The organism is Microbacterium azadirachtae, assembly GCF_000956505.1.
Taxonomy (GTDB): domain Bacteria; phylum Actinomycetota; class Actinomycetes; order Actinomycetales; family Microbacteriaceae; genus Microbacterium; species Microbacterium azadirachtae_A.
On record NZ_JYIX01000033.1, the window covers coordinates 138,005 to 153,558 of the forward strand.

The following is a 15,554-nucleotide window of genomic DNA, read 5'->3' on the forward strand; positions in this document are numbered from 1 at the left end:
GGGCCGTGGGACCCGGGCCTGGTTCGGGTTTGAGTCGTTGGAGCAGGTGCAGGTTCTTGGTTCGGGGCGCACTCTGTCGTTTTGGGGCGCGTGGGGCCGGGTTTTCGTGGCGGGGTGCGCCCCAAAACGGGGAGGTGCGCCCCAAAACGCAGCGAAGTGCGCCCCGAAACACGCTGAAACGCAGCGAGGGGCACCCCGAACCCGGAGCAGGGTCCCCGAAAGGGACCCGGGTCTAGGCTGTCGGGCGTGACTTCGCCCGTGCCGCTCCGTCTCGCGCTCGTCGTGGCGGGGGGCGTGATCGGCTCCGCCGCGCGGCTCGGACTGGGGCTCGCGCTGCCGGCTCCGGGCGGGAGCGGCCTCGGCGCCGTCCCGTGGGCCACGCTCATCGCGAACGTCGTGGGCGCGTTCCTCATCGGAGTGCTCGCCGCCCGGCTGCCGTCGTCGAGCGGCGTCCGGATCCTCCTCGGCACCGGGGTGCTCGGCGGCTTCACGACCTACAGCGCGTTCGCCGTCGGCAGCGTCACACTGTGGCACGCGCAGCCCTGGCTCGCTGCGGCCTACGCGATCGGCAGCCTCGTGCTCGGCCTCGGCGCCGCGGCGCTCGGACTCGATCTCGCCCGGCCCCGCTCCTCGCACACGCAGGCGCACGGATGAGCCCGCTGATCTTCCTGTACGCCGCGCTCGCCGGAGGCGTCGGCGCTGGTCTGCGCTACCTCGTCGACCTCGGCGTCGCGCGCCTGGTCGGCACCCGGTATCCCTGGGGCGTGCTCGTGATCAACCTGACCGGATCCTTCGCGCTGGGCGTGGTCACGGGCGGCTTCCCCGGGGCGGCGTTCATCGTCGGGGCGGGCCTGCTCGGCGGCTACACGACGTTCAGCACGGCCATGCTCGACACGGTCGCGCTGTGGCGGGACGGATCGTCCAGGGCCGCCTTCTTCAACGCCGTGGGCATGCTGATCCTCGGCGTGCTCGCCGCCGTCGCCGGGCTCGCGCTCGGCACCGCTCTCGCGGGCTAGGCGCTCGTCCCGCTCAGGAGCGGGGCTCGAGGTCGCTCGCCTCGACGCCGATGTCCTCGGCCCACAGTTCGGGGCGCTCGCTCATCATCCGGTCCATGAGCGCGATGCAGTCGGCGTCGTCGGCGATCACGAGCTCCTTGCCGTTCGAGCGCAGCCACGCCTCCGACTCCTGGAAGCTGCGGTTCTCGCCGATCACGATGCGCGGGATCTCGTAGAGCGTCGCGGTGCCGGCGCACATGTAGCAGGGGGAGAGGGTCGTGTAGAGGACGCTCTCCCGGTAGACGCGCGCCGGCAGCCGGCCCGCGTTCTCCAGGCAGTCCGTCTCGCCGTGACGGATGACGCTGCCCAGCTGCACGCGACGGTTGCGACCCACGGCCAGCACCTCGCCGTCGTGCACGAGCGCGGCGCCGATCGGGATGCCGCCCTCCGCCCAGCCGATCCTGGCCTGTTCGACGGCCAGATCGAGGAAGCGACGATCGTCTGCGCTCAGCTGCATGGTGCCATCGTATTCAGGGGCCCGTGCGCGTCCAGGGGCCCGCCGCAGAGGATCCGGACGCCGGCTGTGACGAGGACGATACCCGGGGGTTCTAGAATCTGGCCTGTACGCCCGATCCTCCGCACCGGGCTACGAAGGGGGACCCGTGTCGAAGCTCGCCGTTCTGAGCCTGCGCAACCGCGCGCTGATCGCGCTCATCACGATCGTGGCCGCGGTGTTCGGCGGTCTCGCGCTCACGAACCTGAAGCAGGAGCTGATCCCGTCGATCGAGTTCCCGCAGCTCGCGATCGTCGCGAGCTACCCCGGGGCCTCGCCCGAGGTCGTCGAGCACGACGTGTCCACCCCGATCGAGACCGCGATCCAGGGCGTTCCGGGCCTCGACACGTCCACGGCGACGAGCACGACCAACTCGTCCGTGATCCAGGCGTCCTTCGCGTACGGCACCAACCTCGCGACCGCCGAGCAGAAGATCAACCAGGCGATCGGGCGCATCAAGTCGCAGCTGCCCGACGGCGTGGATCCGCAGGTCATCACCGCGTCGATCGACGACTTCCCCGTGATCCAGCTCGCGGTCACCGGTTTCTCCGACGCGGAGACGGCGCAGCAGCGCCTCACGAACACGGTCATCCCGAAGATCGAGCGGCTCAAGGGCGTGAACGCCGCCTCCCTCGTCGGCGGGCAGGGCAAGCGCCTCACGATCACGCCCGACAACACCGCCCTGCTGGCGGCCGGGCTCCCCTCGAGCGCGATCAAGGACGCGCTGCAGCAGAACGGCACGCTGTTCCCCGGCGGATCCATCACCGAGAACGACAACACGCTCACGGTGCAGACCGGCGAGAAGCTCACGAGCGTCGAGCAGGTGCAAGCGATCCCACTCATCGGCGGGACGGCGCCGGGCGCCACGGTCGGATCCGTCGCGAAGGTCGAGATCGACGGGGATCCGGTCACGTCGCTCTCTCGCGTCGACGGCAAGACGGCCCTCACGATCGCGGTGACCAAGCTTCCGTCCGCGAACACGGTTGACGTGTCCAAGGCCGTCACCGATCTCATCCCGCAGCTCAAGAAGGATCTGCCCGGCGCGACGTTCAAGACGGTCTTCGACCAGGCGCCGTTCATCCAGCAGTCGATCGAGTCGCTCGCCCAGGAGGGCCTGCTGGGCCTCGTCTTCGCGGTGATCGTGATCCTGATCTTCCTGCTGTCGGTGCGCTCGACGCTCGTCACTGCGATCTCGATCCCGACGAGCGTCCTCATCACCTTCATCGGGATCCAGGCCTTCGGATACTCGCTGAACATCCTCACACTCGGCGCGCTCACGATCGCGATCGGCCGCGTCGTCGACGACTCGATCGTCGTGATCGAGAACATCAAACGGCACTACGTGCAGGGCGCCGACAAGAAGGCCGCGATCATCAGCGCCGTGCGCGAGGTCGCGATGGCCGTCACCGCGTCGACGATCACGACGGTCGCGGTGTTCCTGCCGATCGCCTTCGTCGGCGACATGACCGGCGAGCTCTTCCGCCCGTTCGCGCTCACGGTGACGATCGCGATGACGGCGTCGCTGCTCGTGGCGCTCACGATCGTGCCCGTGCTCGCGTACTGGTTCCTGCGCCCTGGCAAGCCGCTGCTCGGCGCGGACGGTCACGCGATCGACCCCGAGCACGAGGACGCCCCGCCGACCCGGCTGCAGAAGGCGTACCTGCCGATCCTGCGCTGGACGCTCCGCCACTCGTGGATCACGCTCGTCCTCGCCGTCGTCGTGCTGATCGGCACGATGGCCGCCGCGCCGCTCATGAAGGTGAACTTCCTCGGATCCAGCGGCCAGAACACCTTCACGATGACGCAGTCCCTGGGCCAGGCGCCCAGCCTCGACGCCGAGGACAAGGCGGCGCAGAAGGTCGAGGAGGCGATCAAGGACATCAAGGGCATCAAGACCGTGCAGGTCTCGATCGGCTCGAGCGGATCCGCCCTGCGGGACGCGTTCTCCGGCGGCGGATCCGGCATCACCTACTCGATCACGACGGATCCGTCGGCGAACCAGGAGACCGTCCAGGCCGACGTGCGCGCGGCCGTGAAGAAGCTCGACGGCGTCGGCGACATCACGATCGCCGCCTCCCAGGGCTTCGGATCCAGCGACATCCAGGTGAAGATCACCGCACCGGACGAGAAGACGCTGACCGACGCGACCGACGCGCTCGTCGCCAAGCTCAAGGGCTCGGCCGGCGTCAACCAGGTCACGAGCAACCTCTCGGCCTCGCTGCCGTACGTCTCGGTGCAGGTCGACCGCGCGGCCGCCGCGCAGCACGGCCTCAGCGAGGTCGCGGTCGGCGGCATCGTCTCGCAGTCGATGCGTCCGCAGCAGATCGGATCCGTGGAGATCGACGGATCCTCGCTCACCGTCTTCCTGCAGAGCGCGAACCCGCCGACCACGGTCGATGAGCTGAAGGCCCTGACGATCCCGAGCCGGGCAGGGCTCATCCGCCTGGACCAGATCGCGACCGTTCAGCAGAGCGAGAGCCCGGCGTCGGTGACGACCCAGCGCGGGCAGCGCACGGCGACCGTCTCGGTCACGCCGAAGGGCAACGACCTCGCGAGCGCCTCGACCTCGGTGTCGAAGGCGATCACGAGCGCCAAGCTCCCCTCCGGCGCCGACGCGACGCTCGGCGGAGTGGTCACGCAGCAGCAGGACGCGTTCGGCCAGCTCGGGCTCGCGATGCTCGCGGCGATCCTCATCGTCTACATCGTGATGGTGGCGACGTTCAAGTCGCTCCGGCAGCCGATCCTGCTGCTGAGCTCGGTGCCGTTCGCGGCGACCGGCGCCATCCTGCTGCAGATCGCGACCGGCGTGCCGCTCGGCGTCGCCTCCCTCATCGGCGTGCTCATGCTCATCGGCATCGTGGTGACCAATGCGATCGTGCTCGTGGACCTGGTGAACCAGTACCGCGAGAAGGGCATGAACGCGCACGACGCCACGATCGCCGGCGGATCCCGGCGCCTCCGGCCGATCCTGATGACCGCGCTCGCCACGATCTTCGCGCTCACCCCGATGGCGCTCGGCATCACGGGCCACGGCGGCTTCATCTCGCAGCCGCTCGCGATCGTCGTGATCGGCGGCCTGGTGTCGTCGACCGTGCTGACGCTGCTCGTGCTGCCCACGCTCTACAACCTCGTCGAGGGCGCCAGGGAACGCCGGGCCGCCAAGCGCGCGGCGAAGGCCGGCAACAGTGCGGACGCGGCGCTCGCCGGAGCGGGAGCGCCGCTCGCTGGAGCCGGTGCGGGCGCGGTGCTCGCCGGAGCGGCCTCGACCGAGGCGTCTTCCGCGGACGACGCTTCGATGCCTCCGCACCACCCCACCCGCCGCGAGCTGCGCGAGAACGGTCAGCCCGCCGAGGAGGAGTCCGCCACGGAGCAGCCCGCCGAGGAGCAGCCGACCACGGAGCAGCCGACCACGGAGCAGCCCGCCACGGAGCAGCCCACCGAGGGGAAGCCAGAGTCCGACTGAGTCCGCGGTGCGGTCAGCCGGCCGCCCCTTCGAGGCCCCGCCCCAGGGCGGCCGCGACGGCGTAGAAGATCGCGTCCGCCGGAGTCGTCCCCGTCGTTCCGGTGGGGTGGTCTCCGTTGACCTCGACGACGACCGTGGTGTCGGTGCGGGTGTCGTAGTACAGCGCCGTGTTGAAGCCGGGCACCTGCCCGTTGTGGCCGATCCAGCCCTGCACGCAGTTCATGCCGATGCCGTAGCCCGAGGGCACCGGGATGGATGACAGCCGCTGGATCTGCGCGTCCCGGGGGAGCAGCCCCTGCCCGGTGCCGAGAGCGCGTCCGTACGTGAGCAGGTCGTCGACGCGGCTGATGATCTCCCCGGATGCGCCGGCCTGGGAGACGTTCCAGGCGGTGCTGTCCCGCAGCGGCGCATCCGCGCTGATCGCGCCGGAGACGATCCCGAGGTTCGTGTAGCCGTGCGCATGCGGATCGGGCATGACAGCGCTCGCCAGCGGGTACGAGGTGGCGGTCAGGCGGAGCGGATCGAAGATCTGTCGCTGGAGTTCTTCGGCGAGCGTGTGCCCTGTGATCTTCTCCACGACCTCCCCGAGCAGGACCGTGTTGGTGTTCGAGTAGTGGAACTCGGCGCCGGACGCGGACGTCGGAGGCATCGCGAAAGCCGTCGCCAGGCGCTGGTCGACGGTCCAGATGATGCTGTAGTCGGTGAGATACAGCTTCATGAACTCGAGGTCGTCGGTGTAGTTGGCGATGCCGCTGGTCATGTTCGCGAGCTGGAGGATCGTGATCTCGGATCCGTTCGGCACATTCGGCACGTACCTGCTGATCGGATCGCTCAAGGACAGCTTCTTGCGTGCGACCAGCTGCATGATCAGCGTCGTCGTGAACGTCTTGGTCACCGATCCGATCCGATGGTGGACGTCGGTGGTGAGCGGCGCCCCGGTCGTCAGATCCGCGACGCCGTAGGCGTCCACCCAGGTGCCCTTCGGGGATCGCACGGCGACGACCGCACCCGGCGCGGTCGTCGCGGTGAACGCTGCCGAGGCCGCGGCGTCGAGGGACTCGGTCAGCGCGGGGGAGAGGTTCCCCTTCGTCGCGGCGCCTGGCCGGCGGTCGACCACCGCCGCGGGGTCGGGGATGCACGCCGCCGGATCGATCGCCGCGGCCGAGGACGGCGCACGGGGGGAGGGCGGTGCGGTGCGAGTGGCCGTGCACCCCGTCAGGACGAGCAGGACGGCGCTCGCCAGGGCCACCGCGCCCCGCGAGCGCAGGGACCGCGAGCGCAGGGACCGGGAGGGGTGCTGACCGCGGGGGCGCAGACGGTGCGGTTCGACCATGGGCATCGGGACGTCCTCCGTGCTGCGCGCGGGGCGCGGGATCGGATCTCCAGCGGGGTGAATCCTCAGGGCCGGCCGTCGTCGGAGCGGGTTGCGCCCGGGCGGGGAGGGTGACTCTGCGGTGTCGGGTACGGACCAGACACGCTCTTGAGCACACTGTAGGGGCCCGGCGCGATCATGTCGATGACGCCCGGAGATCGCCCCCCGGGGTCAGCCGAGTTCGTGCTCGTGGATCGTCGTCGTCAGCGTCGTGCCGTTGAGGTCGAGGTACAGCACCTGCTCGGTGACGGTCATCGTCACGGTGTTGCGGCGCTCGAGCAGCGGCACGGCGGACTCGATGAAGCCGGGGTCGAAGCTGTAGACGCGGATGTCCTCTGCGCGGTGGATCCGCTTGCCCTCCCACGGTGCCATGACCTTGGCCGGATCGCGGTGCGTGTAGACGACGGTGCGATCGGCCAGGCGGCTGCCGTAGTGCAGGCGCTCGGCGTCGGGAGCGCCGACCTCGATCCATCCCGTGATGCGCCCGGTGAGATCGCGCACGACGACGGCGGGCTCGTCGGTGGAGGAGAGGCCCTCGCTGAACGCGACGCCCTCGGTGAACTCCAGCTCGTAGGCGAGCAGCCGGGTCAGCATGTACGCGTCGGTCTCGGAGGGGTGCCGCGCCACGCGCAGCGAGTAGTCCTCGTAGACGCCGCGGTCGGTGTCCGCCAGCTGCACGTCGAAGGTGTGGATCGTCGCCCCGATAGCCATAGGCGTCTCAGCCTACGGGGTGCGTCCGTGGTCGCCCGCGCCGCGGAGCTGGGCGAGCAGGTGGTCGAGGATCGGATCCAGCACGGCGAGCCCGTCGCGCACTCCGCCCCGCGAGCCCGGCAGGTTCATCACGACTGTACGGCCCGCGACTCCGGCCACGCCGCGGGTGAGCAGCGCCATCGGGGTCGCGGCGAGGCCGCGGCGACGCAGCTCCTCCATGAGCCCGGGGATCTCGCGGTCGAGCAGGGCCGCGGTCGCCTCGGGTGTGCGGTCGTCGGGGGAGAGCCCGGTGCCGCCCGTGGTGAGCACTAGATCGGGGGCGCCGTCGAGCGCGGCCGTGAGGGCGTCCGCGACGGAGGCATCGGCGACGACGACCGGATCCCCGGTCGCGAACCCGCGCTCGGCGAGCCATGCGCGGATGATCGGACCCGTCTCGTCGGCGTAGACGCCCGCGGAGGCGCGGGTCGACACCACGAGCACGATCGCGGACCGGGGGGACGGCTGCTCCGTGGTCACTCCGCGGTCCAGTCGCCGCTCTTGCCGCCGGACTTCGCGAGCACGCGGATGTCGCCGATCACCGCGTGCTTGTCGACGGCCTTGATCATGTCGTAGAGGGTGAGCGCCGCCACGCTCGCGGCCGTGAGCGCCTCCATCTCGACGCCCGTGACGCCCTTCGTGACGGCGGTCGCGAGGATGCGCACGCGGTCGCCCTCCGGTACGAGGTCGATCTCGACCCGGCTCAGCGGCAGCGGGTGGCAGAGCGGGATGAGCGCCGAGGTCTGCTTGGCGCCCATGATCCCGGCGATGCGCGCGGTGCCGAGCGCCTCGCCCTTGGGCAGCGAGCCGTCGGCGATCTTCGCGACCACGTCCGCGGTGGTCTGCAGCACAGCCTGCGCGCGCGCCTCGCGGCGGGTCACGGCCTTGTCTGTCACGTCCACCATGTGCGCGGATCCATCGGCCCTCAGGTGCGTCAGCTCGCTCATCACGTCTCCAGACTCGTGCGTGCTCAGCCGCCGGCGAAGGGCGGCAGGATGTCGACGGTCGCTCCCAGCGGGCGGGCGTCGTCGCGGCTGACCGTGCCGTCGACGAGGAAGGATCCGGATTTCAGGACCTTCGCCATCGGCTCACCGTAGCGCCCGAGCAGCTCCGCGCGCAGCGCTCCGACCGTCGAGACGGCATCCGGGCCGTCGACGGTCAGCTGCTCCTGATCGCGTCCGGCGGCCTCGGCGGCCGCGGCGAAGTACCGCACGGTGATGGTGGCCATGTCCTCAATCTAGCCCGTATTGCGGAATTCAGCATCCGCATCATGGAAATCCAAGAGTCCCGCGGGGCTTTCCCCGCGTACACTCGATCCTATGATCGCGCTCGTCGAGCCGGGGCCGGAACTGCCGCCCGAACACATCGCCCGCTACAGCCGCCAGCTCATGCTGCCGGGCTTCGGCGAGACCGCGCAGCGGCGCCTTCGTGCGGCCCGCGTGCTCGTGATCGGGGCGGGCGGTCTCGGAAGTGCCCTCGTCCCCGCGCTCGCGGGGAGCGGCGTCGGCACGATCGGCGTCATCGACGACGACGTGGTGGAGCTGTCCAACCTGCACCGCCAGCTCAGCCACGGCATGGACGACATCGGACGGTCCAAGGTCGGATCCCTCGCCGACACCGTGCGGGACATCGATCCCGAGATCCTGGTGCGCCCCTACCGGGAGCGTGCGACCGCCGAGACCCTGCCGGGAATACTCGCCGAATACGACCTCCTCGTCGACGGCAGCGACAACTTCCCCACCCGCTACCTCGCCGACGACGCCGCGCGCCTCGCCGGCAAGCCCCTGGTCTGGGGATCCATCCTGCGCTTCCAGGGGCAGGTCGGCGTGGCCGTGCCCGAGGTCGGGTTCCGCGACCTCTTCCCCGCGCCGCCGGCCGCGGACGAGGTGCTGTCGTGCGAGCTCGGCGGAGTGCTCGCGAGCCTGTGCACCGCGATCGGATCCTTCATGGCGACCGAGGTTGTCAAGCTCGTCACGGGCATCGGCGAACCGCTCGTCGGTCGGGTGCTGTTCTACGACGCGCTCACCGCGCGCACCCGCGAGATCGGGTTCGAGCGCGCCGAGGACGCGCCGGCCGTGGACGGGCTGATCGACTACGAGCTGTTCTGCGGCACGGCCGCCGCTGGCGACGCCTCCGCGCTGTCGGCCGCCGAGGTGCTGCGGATGCGGCGCGAGGGCGACGTGCGACTCCTCGACGTGCGCGAGCCGCACGAGACCCTGTTGCGGGGCATCCCGGGGGCCATGGCGCTGCCGCTCGGTGCGCTCGAAGGCGGTGCGCCGATTCCCGGGGCGCCCGGCGACGGGTCGGTCGTCGTGTTCTGCGAGAAGGATCCGCGCTCCCAGCGTGCGGTGCGCGTGCTGCGCGAGCGCGGGATCGACGCGCACTACCTCGCGGGCGGGATCAGGGCTTTCGCCGCCGTCGGCGGGCAGACCGAGGGCACGGGCGCCGCGGCCGCGCCGAGCGAGCGGACGGAGTCGGAATGAGCGAACGCGCGATCATCAGTGACGAGCCCCTGGACGAGGCGGTCATCCGGGCGGCGGTCGGCGACGCGGCGCACGGCGCGACCGTGATGTTCTGCGGCGTGGTGCGCGACCACGACGGCGGGCAGGCGGTGCGCTCCCTGGACTACCGCGCGCACCCCGACGCGGAGCGTTTCCTCGAGGAGATCGTGGAGCGCGTGACGGCCGAGACCGGGCTGCTCGTCGCGGCCGCGCACCGTGTCGGCGACCTCCGGATCGGCGACGTCGCCCTGTTCGCGGCCGCGTCGGCCGGACACCGCAAGGAGGCGTTCGAGGCGTGCGAGCGCCTGGTCGAGGAGATCAAGCGCGGCGTGCCGATCTGGAAGCGCCAGCACTACGCCGACGGCGTCTCGGAGTGGGTCGGACTCTGACGGGCCCGCCTCCGGCGGGGTGATGCCAGGCGGGGCGATGCCGCGTGGGGCGCCCCGCTTCTTGCGGCGCCGTTCTGGGGCGCGGCCTGGCCTCGACGCCCCCTCTGGCGGCCGGCGCCCCCTCGCAGGTACGCGTCTCAGAGGGGGCGCGGATCCTCAGTGGGGGCGTCGACGACGGTCGAGACGTGCGGAGAGGACCAGACCCCTCCCGATCAGCCCCCGATGTAGCTCATCTCGATGCGGTCGCGGGCGGCGCGCAGCTCGGGGGTGAGGCTCGATCGGATCTCGGAGTAGCGGTCGTCGCGGACGCCCCAGATCCTGGCCAGCGTCGCGGTGAGCTCCGCATCGTCCGCGCCGCCGCGCAGCAGCGCGCGCAGGTCGTGGCCCTCGGTCGCGAACAGGCACGTGAACAGGCGCCCCTCGGTGGAGAGCCGCGCGCGGTTGCAGGTGCCGCAGAACGCGTTGGTGACGGATGAGATCACGCCGATCTCCCCGGATCCGTCGGCGTAGCGCCAGCGCTTCGCCGTCTCGCCGGTGGCGGCGGGGGAGACGGGCTCGAGCGGGAACCGGGCGTCGATCGTCGCGACGATCTCCGCCGAGGGGACCACCTCGTCGAGGCTCCAGCCGTTGGTCGCGCCGACGTCCATGTATTCGATGAAGCGCAGCACGTGACCGGTGCCGCGGAAGTGCTCCGCAAGACTCAGGATCTCGCCGTCGTTGAGGCCCCGCTTGACGACCGTGTTGAGCTTCACGGGCATGCCGGCGGCCTGCGCCGCGTCGATGCCCTGCAGCACGCGCGCAACGGGGAACTCCACGTCGTTCATGCGACGGAACAGCTGATCGTCGAGGGAATCGATCGATACCGTGACGCGGTCGACGCCCGCCTCCTTGAGAGCTTCGGCCTTGACGGCGAGAGCGGATCCGTTCGTCGTCAGCGCGATCTCCGGCTTGGCGCCGTCGAGGGTGCGCAGAGCCGCGAGCCGTGCGATCAGATCTTCGATCCCTCGGCGCAGCAGCGGCTCGCCTCCGGTGAGGCGCAGCTTGCGGACGCCGTTCGCGAGAGCGGCCCGCGCGATCCGCTCGATCTCCTCGAAGGTGAGCAGTTCATGCCGTTCCAGGAATGCATAGTCCCGACCGAAGACCTCGCGCGGCATGCAATAGACGCAGCGGAAATTGCACCGGTCCGTGACCGAGATCCGGAGGTCGCGCAGCGGGCGGTCCCTGGTGTCGAGGACGCCGGTCGAGGGCAGCCGCCGAGCGCTTCGAGGGACGTCGGGGGACGAGCCGGCGCGCGCCGGAGCGGCATCGGCCTCGAGTGATCGCGGCGAGATCGTCATCGGTCGGCCCCCTTTCGATGGGCAACCGTAGCACCGCTGGGAGGGAGCGGGATCCGCGCAGCGCAACACGAGGCCGCGGGACGCCCCTCGTCTCGCTCCGCTCGCTCAGGGACCGTCTCGCTCCGCTCGCTCAGGGACCGTCTCGCTCCGCTCGCTCAGGGACCGTCTCGCTCCGCTCGCTCAGGGACCGGCGCGAGGGTCAGCCGGCGTCGCCGCGGATCGAGACGTCGGCCTCGTCGATGCGGAACGAGAGGCGCTGTCCGGGGTGCAGTCCGAGGCCGACGGCGTGCGTGGACGGGCAGTCCACGGCGATCCCGGGATGCTCCGCGGTGTGCAGGCGGATCCCGCCGGGGATCGGATCGAGCTGCGCGACGCGCCCCGTCCAGCGATTCGGCGCCGGGGCGGATTCGAGGGTCGCGGAGCGGTCGAGACTTCCGGATTCGTCGAGCGGATCCACCCGCACGGAACCCGGTGCGAACACGACGCTGCCGGCCCCGCCCACCCGCAGCGCGTCGCCCCGCCCGCGGAGCAGGAGCGCGCCCGCGGAGACGGCGCCGTCATCCGCGCCGACCGCCTCGAGGCGGTTCACGCCGGCGAGCGCGGCCACGAACTCCGAACGCGGATGCCCCAGCACTTCCGCGGTGCTGCCGCCCTGCACCACGGAGCCGTCGTGCATCACGAGCGTGCGCGCGGCGAGGATCAGCGCGTCCATCGGGTCGTGCGTGACGAGCACGATCGGGATCGCGGGGCTCTCGCCCTGCTGCGCCGCGATCAGACGGCGGGCCTGTGCGGCCGACGGCGCGTCCAGCGCGGCGAACGGCTCGTCCAGCAGCAGCGCATCGGGCTCGGAGGCGAGGGCGCGCGCGATCGCGGCGCGCTGCTGCTGCCCGCCGGAGAGCTCCGCGGGACGGCGTGCGGCGAGGCCGCCGAGCCCCACCTCCTCCAGCCGCCGCTCGGCGCGACGCCGGGCCTCGGCGCGCGGAACACCCTGCGCGCGCGGCCCGAACGCCACGTTCTCGCGCACGGACAGGTGCGGGAACAGCAGTGGGCGCTGGCCGAGCAGCGCGATGCGCCGGCGCGCCGGGGGGACGTGGACCCCGCGTGCCGCGCCGGGGCCGGCCGGGGCGTCGAGCACGCGGTCGCCGACCGCGACGGATCCGGCGGCGGGAAGGAGACCCGCGATCGCGTTCAGCAGCGTCGACTTGCCCGATCCGTTCGGGCCGATGACCGCGAGGATCTCTCCCGGCTGCGCCTCGAACGCCGCGGACATCGCGAATCCGCCGCGGCGCGTGCTCAGGTCGACCCTCATCGCACGGCCCCCGCCCGCCAGCCGCGCACCAGCACGAGCACCGCGAGGGCGACGAGGATCAGCAGGAGCGACAGCGCGATCGCCGTGTCCTCCTCGACACCTGCGCCGTTGAACGCCGTGTAGATCGCGAGCGGCATGGTGCGGGTGACCCCGGCGGCGTTGCCCGCGAACAGCGCGGTCGCGCCGAACTCCCCGAGCGCCCGGGCGAAGCACAGCACGGTGCCGGCGATGAGCCCAGGCGCGGCGAGCGGCAGCGTCACCCTGCGGAAGACCGTGAACCGGCTCGCGCCGAGACCCGCCGCGACCCGCTCGTGCTCGGTGCCGATCGCGCGCAGCGCGCCCTCGATCGAGATCACCAGGAACGGCAGCGCGACGAACGCCTGCGCGATCACCACGGCCGCGGTCGTGAACGGGATCCTGATCCCGGAGACCGCCAGCGCCCCGCCGAGCAGGCCGTTGCGTCCGAGCAGGGCGAGCAGGGCGATGCCCCCGACGAGCGGGGGCAGCACGAGCGGCAGGGTGGTCAGCGTGCGCAGCACCGAGGCCAGCCAGCCGGGACTGCGCGCCATCGCGACGGCGAGCGGCACCCCGAGGATCGCGCAGATCACTGTCGCGATCGCGGCGGTGGTCAGGGAGAGCCCGAGCGCCTGCAGCGCTGCGGGAGACGTGATCGCCGCCGGAACCGTCGCCCAGTCCAGCCGCACCAGCAGCGCGACGAAGGGCAGCACCAGCAGCAGCACCGCGATGATCGCCGGGATCAGCAACCAGGCGGGCAGGTGCTCTCCGCGCCGTCGTGCGACGGGCTCGGGGAGCGAGGAGGCGGCATCCGGGGTCGGGGAGTCGCCGCGTGCGGCCGCCGTCATCGACGACCCGACCGCGCGCGGCGCCCTCCGGCCCCCCGTTCTCATGCGCCGCCGAACCCCAGATCCTTGAGGATCTTCTGGCCCTTGTCCGACAGCACGAAGGCCTGGAAGGCGGTGGCGGCCTCGGCGTTCTTCGAGGCCTTGAGCACCGTGATCGGGTACTTGTTGGTCGCCTTGTCCGCGCCCGCGATCGCGATGCCGGTCACGGCGGATCCCGCGGCCTTGACGTCGGTCGAGTACACGAGCCCGGCATCGGCCTCGCCGGCCTTGACCTTCGCGAGCACCGCCGTCACGTTCTGCTCCTCGCTGGCGGGCGTCACGGTCACGCTCGCCGCGTCGAGCAGCGTCTTCGCGGCGTTGCCGCACGGCACGGCGGGGGCGCACAGCACGAGCTTGAGACCGGGGTCGGCGAGCGAGGCGAGGTCCTTGACCTTGAGCGGGTTGCCCGGCGCGACCGCGATCTGCAGCACGTTCGTCGTGAAGACCGGAGCGACGCCTGCGAGGCTCGCCTGGGTCACCTTGTCCATGTTCTTCTGATCCGCCGAGGCGAACACGTCGACCGGTGCGCCCTCGATGATCTGCGTCGCGAGCGTCGAGGATCCGTCGTACGTGATCGGGTTGACGTGCACCTTCGGGTTCTCGGCCTCGAAGGCCGTGGTGATCTGGTCGAACGCCTGGCTCAGCGATGCCGCCGCGAACACGGTGAGCTCGCCGCTCACGGTCGAGGCTGCGGCGGTGCTGGTGGGCGTCGGGGTCGCGGCGGGAGCCGCGCCGGAGCACGCGGTCAGGGCGAGAGCTGCGGCAAGAGCCGTGGCGGCGATCGCGGACAGGCGGAACGGGAGGGGGGATCGGGTCATCGTGACTCGGTCCTTTCGGTTTCGATGATCATCATGGTGGCTTTGGTGACGGCGACGGCCTTGCTGCCGACCTCGAGCCCGAGCTCGGCGGCGGCCTCGGCGCTCATGAGCGACACGATGCGATGCGGACCGCTCTGCAGCTCGATCTGCGCCATCAGCCCCTCGACGCGCACGGCGGTGACGAGGCCCACGAAGCGGTTGCGCGCGCTGCGCAGCACGTTGTCGCCCGGATCCGGTTCGCTGGCCAGCGCCTGGGCGCGTTCGGCGAGCTCCGCGCCGGGCACGACCTGGTGCCCCGTCGCGTCGGTGGACAGGGTCAGGATGCCGTCCGCGGCCCAGCGGCGCACGGTGTCATCGCTGACTCCCAGCAGGCCGGCAGCCTCGCGGATCCGAAAATGCGTCATGGCGACGACCATAGCGCCGCGAATGCGGAGAAGCAACACGGATTATCACAATGTGGAATATGGGTTCCAAAAAACCATGGACGTGGCAGGGGAACGCTGTTAGTGTCATTCCAGCCCGAGGCCGTATCAGCAGCCGGAGGCGGGATGACAACCTAGCGGTTCGACGTACTTATCTCGAGGAAGGGCCCGACGAGGGGCCCGACCGGAAGCCGTATCACTGCGACGACAGCAAGGAAGCTCTCCATGAACAGCACCAGTGCGCCTTCATCCGCTGCGACGACACCCGCGGAGTATCTCGCTCAGGCCGTCGCCCTCGCCACGGACAACGTCCGAAACGCCGGAGGTCCGTTCGGCGCCCTCATCGTCTCGGCCGACGGCCGGGTCTTCGAAGGCGTCAACCGGGTGACCGCGAACCTCGACCCCTCGGCGCACGCCGAAGTGACCGCGATCCGCAACGCGTGCCAGCAGCTCGGCACGTTCGACCTCTCCGGCGCCACGCTCTACACGAGCTGCGAGCCGTGCCCGATGTGCCTCGCGACGTCGCTGTGGGCGCGCGTCGACCGCGTGTACTTCGCGGCCAACCGCGACGACGCCGCCGACGCCGGCTTCGACGACGCGGTGTTCTACCGCTATTTCGAGGGAGGGCCCGAGGACAAGGCGCTCATGCCCGTCTCCGACATCGCCCTGCCCGCTGAGGAGCGCGTCGCGCCCTTCACCGAGTGGAACCTCACCACCACCCGTATCGAGTACTGACCCGACCCGAC

At 71.1% G+C, this 15,554-nt stretch carries 17 protein-coding genes; 6 read left to right on the forward strand and 11 right to left on the reverse strand.

What is annotated here, in order from left to right; genetic code table 11:
- Positions 1–246 precede the first annotated feature (246 nt).
- On the forward strand, positions 247–654 hold the full coding sequence (locus RS86_RS08615) for a fluoride efflux transporter FluC (RefSeq protein WP_052680168.1): 408 nt from the start codon (positions 247–249) through the stop codon (positions 652–654).
- Positions 651–1,016: a fluoride efflux transporter FluC gene (locus tag RS86_RS08620; protein ID WP_045271816.1), complete on the forward strand. Its 366-nt coding sequence runs from the start codon at positions 651–653 to the stop codon at positions 1,014–1,016. The genes RS86_RS08615 and RS86_RS08620 overlap by 4 nt, the downstream gene beginning before the upstream one ends.
- Positions 1,017–1,029: 13 nt before the next feature.
- On the opposite strand, the gene RS86_RS08625 is transcribed toward RS86_RS08620, so the two are convergent.
- Positions 1,030–1,512: a nucleoside deaminase gene (locus tag RS86_RS08625; RefSeq protein ID WP_045271817.1), complete on the reverse strand. Its 483-nt coding sequence runs from the start codon at positions 1,510–1,512 to the stop codon at positions 1,030–1,032.
- A 145-nt stretch (positions 1,513–1,657) separates the two neighbouring features.
- On the opposite strand from RS86_RS08625, the gene RS86_RS08630 reads away from it, so the two are divergent.
- Entirely contained in the window at positions 1,658–5,011 is a 3,354-nt protein-coding gene (locus RS86_RS08630; RefSeq protein ID WP_045271818.1) for an efflux RND transporter permease subunit, read from the forward strand.
- A gap of 13 nt (positions 5,012–5,024) precedes the next feature.
- Here RS86_RS08630 and RS86_RS08635 read toward each other — a convergent pair whose 3' ends face one another.
- The 5 genes from RS86_RS08635 to RS86_RS08655 form a co-directional block, all read right to left on the reverse strand.
- Complete coding sequence (locus RS86_RS08635) at positions 5,025–6,350, reverse strand: serine hydrolase domain-containing protein (RefSeq protein ID WP_235281715.1); 1,326 nt, start codon at positions 6,348–6,350, stop codon at positions 5,025–5,027.
- A gap of 204 nt (positions 6,351–6,554) precedes the next feature.
- Positions 6,555–7,094, reverse strand: a complete 540-nt coding sequence (locus RS86_RS08640; protein ID WP_045271819.1) for a YaeQ family protein — start codon at positions 7,092–7,094, stop codon at positions 6,555–6,557.
- A 12-nt stretch (positions 7,095–7,106) separates the two neighbouring features.
- Positions 7,107–7,610, reverse strand: coding sequence for a MogA/MoaB family molybdenum cofactor biosynthesis protein (locus tag RS86_RS08645; RefSeq protein ID WP_045271820.1), 504 nt, complete (start codon positions 7,608–7,610; stop codon positions 7,107–7,109).
- On the reverse strand, positions 7,607–8,077 hold the full coding sequence (gene moaC / locus RS86_RS08650; protein WP_045271821.1) for a cyclic pyranopterin monophosphate synthase MoaC: 471 nt from the start codon (positions 8,075–8,077) through the stop codon (positions 7,607–7,609). Before moaC ends, RS86_RS08645 begins: the two co-directional genes overlap by 4 nt.
- A 23-nt stretch (positions 8,078–8,100) precedes the next feature.
- Positions 8,101–8,358 (reverse strand): MoaD/ThiS family protein, encoded by a 258-nt coding sequence (locus tag RS86_RS08655; RefSeq protein ID WP_045271822.1) that lies wholly within the window; start codon positions 8,356–8,358, stop codon positions 8,101–8,103.
- A 91-nt stretch (positions 8,359–8,449) separates the two neighbouring features.
- Here RS86_RS08655 and RS86_RS08660 point away from each other — a divergent pair, with 91 nt between their 5' ends.
- Together RS86_RS08660 and RS86_RS08665 are read left to right on the forward strand one after the other, a co-directional pair.
- Positions 8,450–9,613: a ThiF family adenylyltransferase gene (locus tag RS86_RS08660; RefSeq protein ID WP_045271823.1), complete on the forward strand. Its 1,164-nt coding sequence runs from the start codon at positions 8,450–8,452 to the stop codon at positions 9,611–9,613.
- Positions 9,610–10,020: a molybdenum cofactor biosynthesis protein MoaE gene (locus tag RS86_RS08665; RefSeq protein WP_045271824.1), complete on the forward strand. Its 411-nt coding sequence runs from the start codon at positions 9,610–9,612 to the stop codon at positions 10,018–10,020. Before RS86_RS08660 ends, RS86_RS08665 begins: the two co-directional genes overlap by 4 nt.
- A 212-nt stretch (positions 10,021–10,232) precedes the next feature.
- On the opposite strand, the gene moaA is transcribed toward RS86_RS08665, so the two are convergent.
- The 5 genes from moaA to RS86_RS08690 all read right to left on the reverse strand — a co-directional run bounded on the left by moaA (position 10,233) and on the right by RS86_RS08690 (position 14,790).
- Positions 10,233–11,357 (reverse strand): GTP 3',8-cyclase MoaA, encoded by a 1,125-nt coding sequence (moaA, locus tag RS86_RS08670; protein WP_082076687.1) that lies wholly within the window; start codon positions 11,355–11,357, stop codon positions 10,233–10,235.
- A 199-nt stretch (positions 11,358–11,556) separates the two neighbouring features.
- Positions 11,557–12,666, reverse strand: coding sequence for an ABC transporter ATP-binding protein (locus tag RS86_RS08675; RefSeq protein ID WP_045271825.1), 1,110 nt, complete (start codon positions 12,664–12,666; stop codon positions 11,557–11,559).
- Positions 12,663–13,529: an ABC transporter permease gene (locus tag RS86_RS08680; RefSeq protein ID WP_082076688.1), complete on the reverse strand. Its 867-nt coding sequence runs from the start codon at positions 13,527–13,529 to the stop codon at positions 12,663–12,665. Before RS86_RS08680 ends, RS86_RS08675 begins: the two co-directional genes overlap by 4 nt.
- Before the next feature lie 41 nt (positions 13,530–13,570).
- Entirely contained in the window at positions 13,571–14,386 is an 816-nt protein-coding gene (gene modA / locus RS86_RS08685) for a molybdate ABC transporter substrate-binding protein (protein WP_045271826.1), read from the reverse strand.
- Positions 14,383–14,790, reverse strand: a complete 408-nt coding sequence (locus RS86_RS08690; RefSeq protein ID WP_045271894.1) for a TOBE domain-containing protein — start codon at positions 14,788–14,790, stop codon at positions 14,383–14,385. Before RS86_RS08690 ends, modA begins: the two co-directional genes overlap by 4 nt.
- Positions 14,791–15,033: 243 nt before the next feature.
- Here RS86_RS08690 and RS86_RS08695 point away from each other — a divergent pair, with 243 nt between their 5' ends.
- Positions 15,034–15,543 carry a nucleoside deaminase gene (locus tag RS86_RS08695; RefSeq protein ID WP_045271827.1) on the forward strand — a complete coding sequence of 170 codons (510 nt, stop codon included), beginning with the start codon at positions 15,034–15,036 and terminating at the stop codon, positions 15,541–15,543.
- The last annotated feature ends 11 nt before the right edge of the window (positions 15,544–15,554 follow it).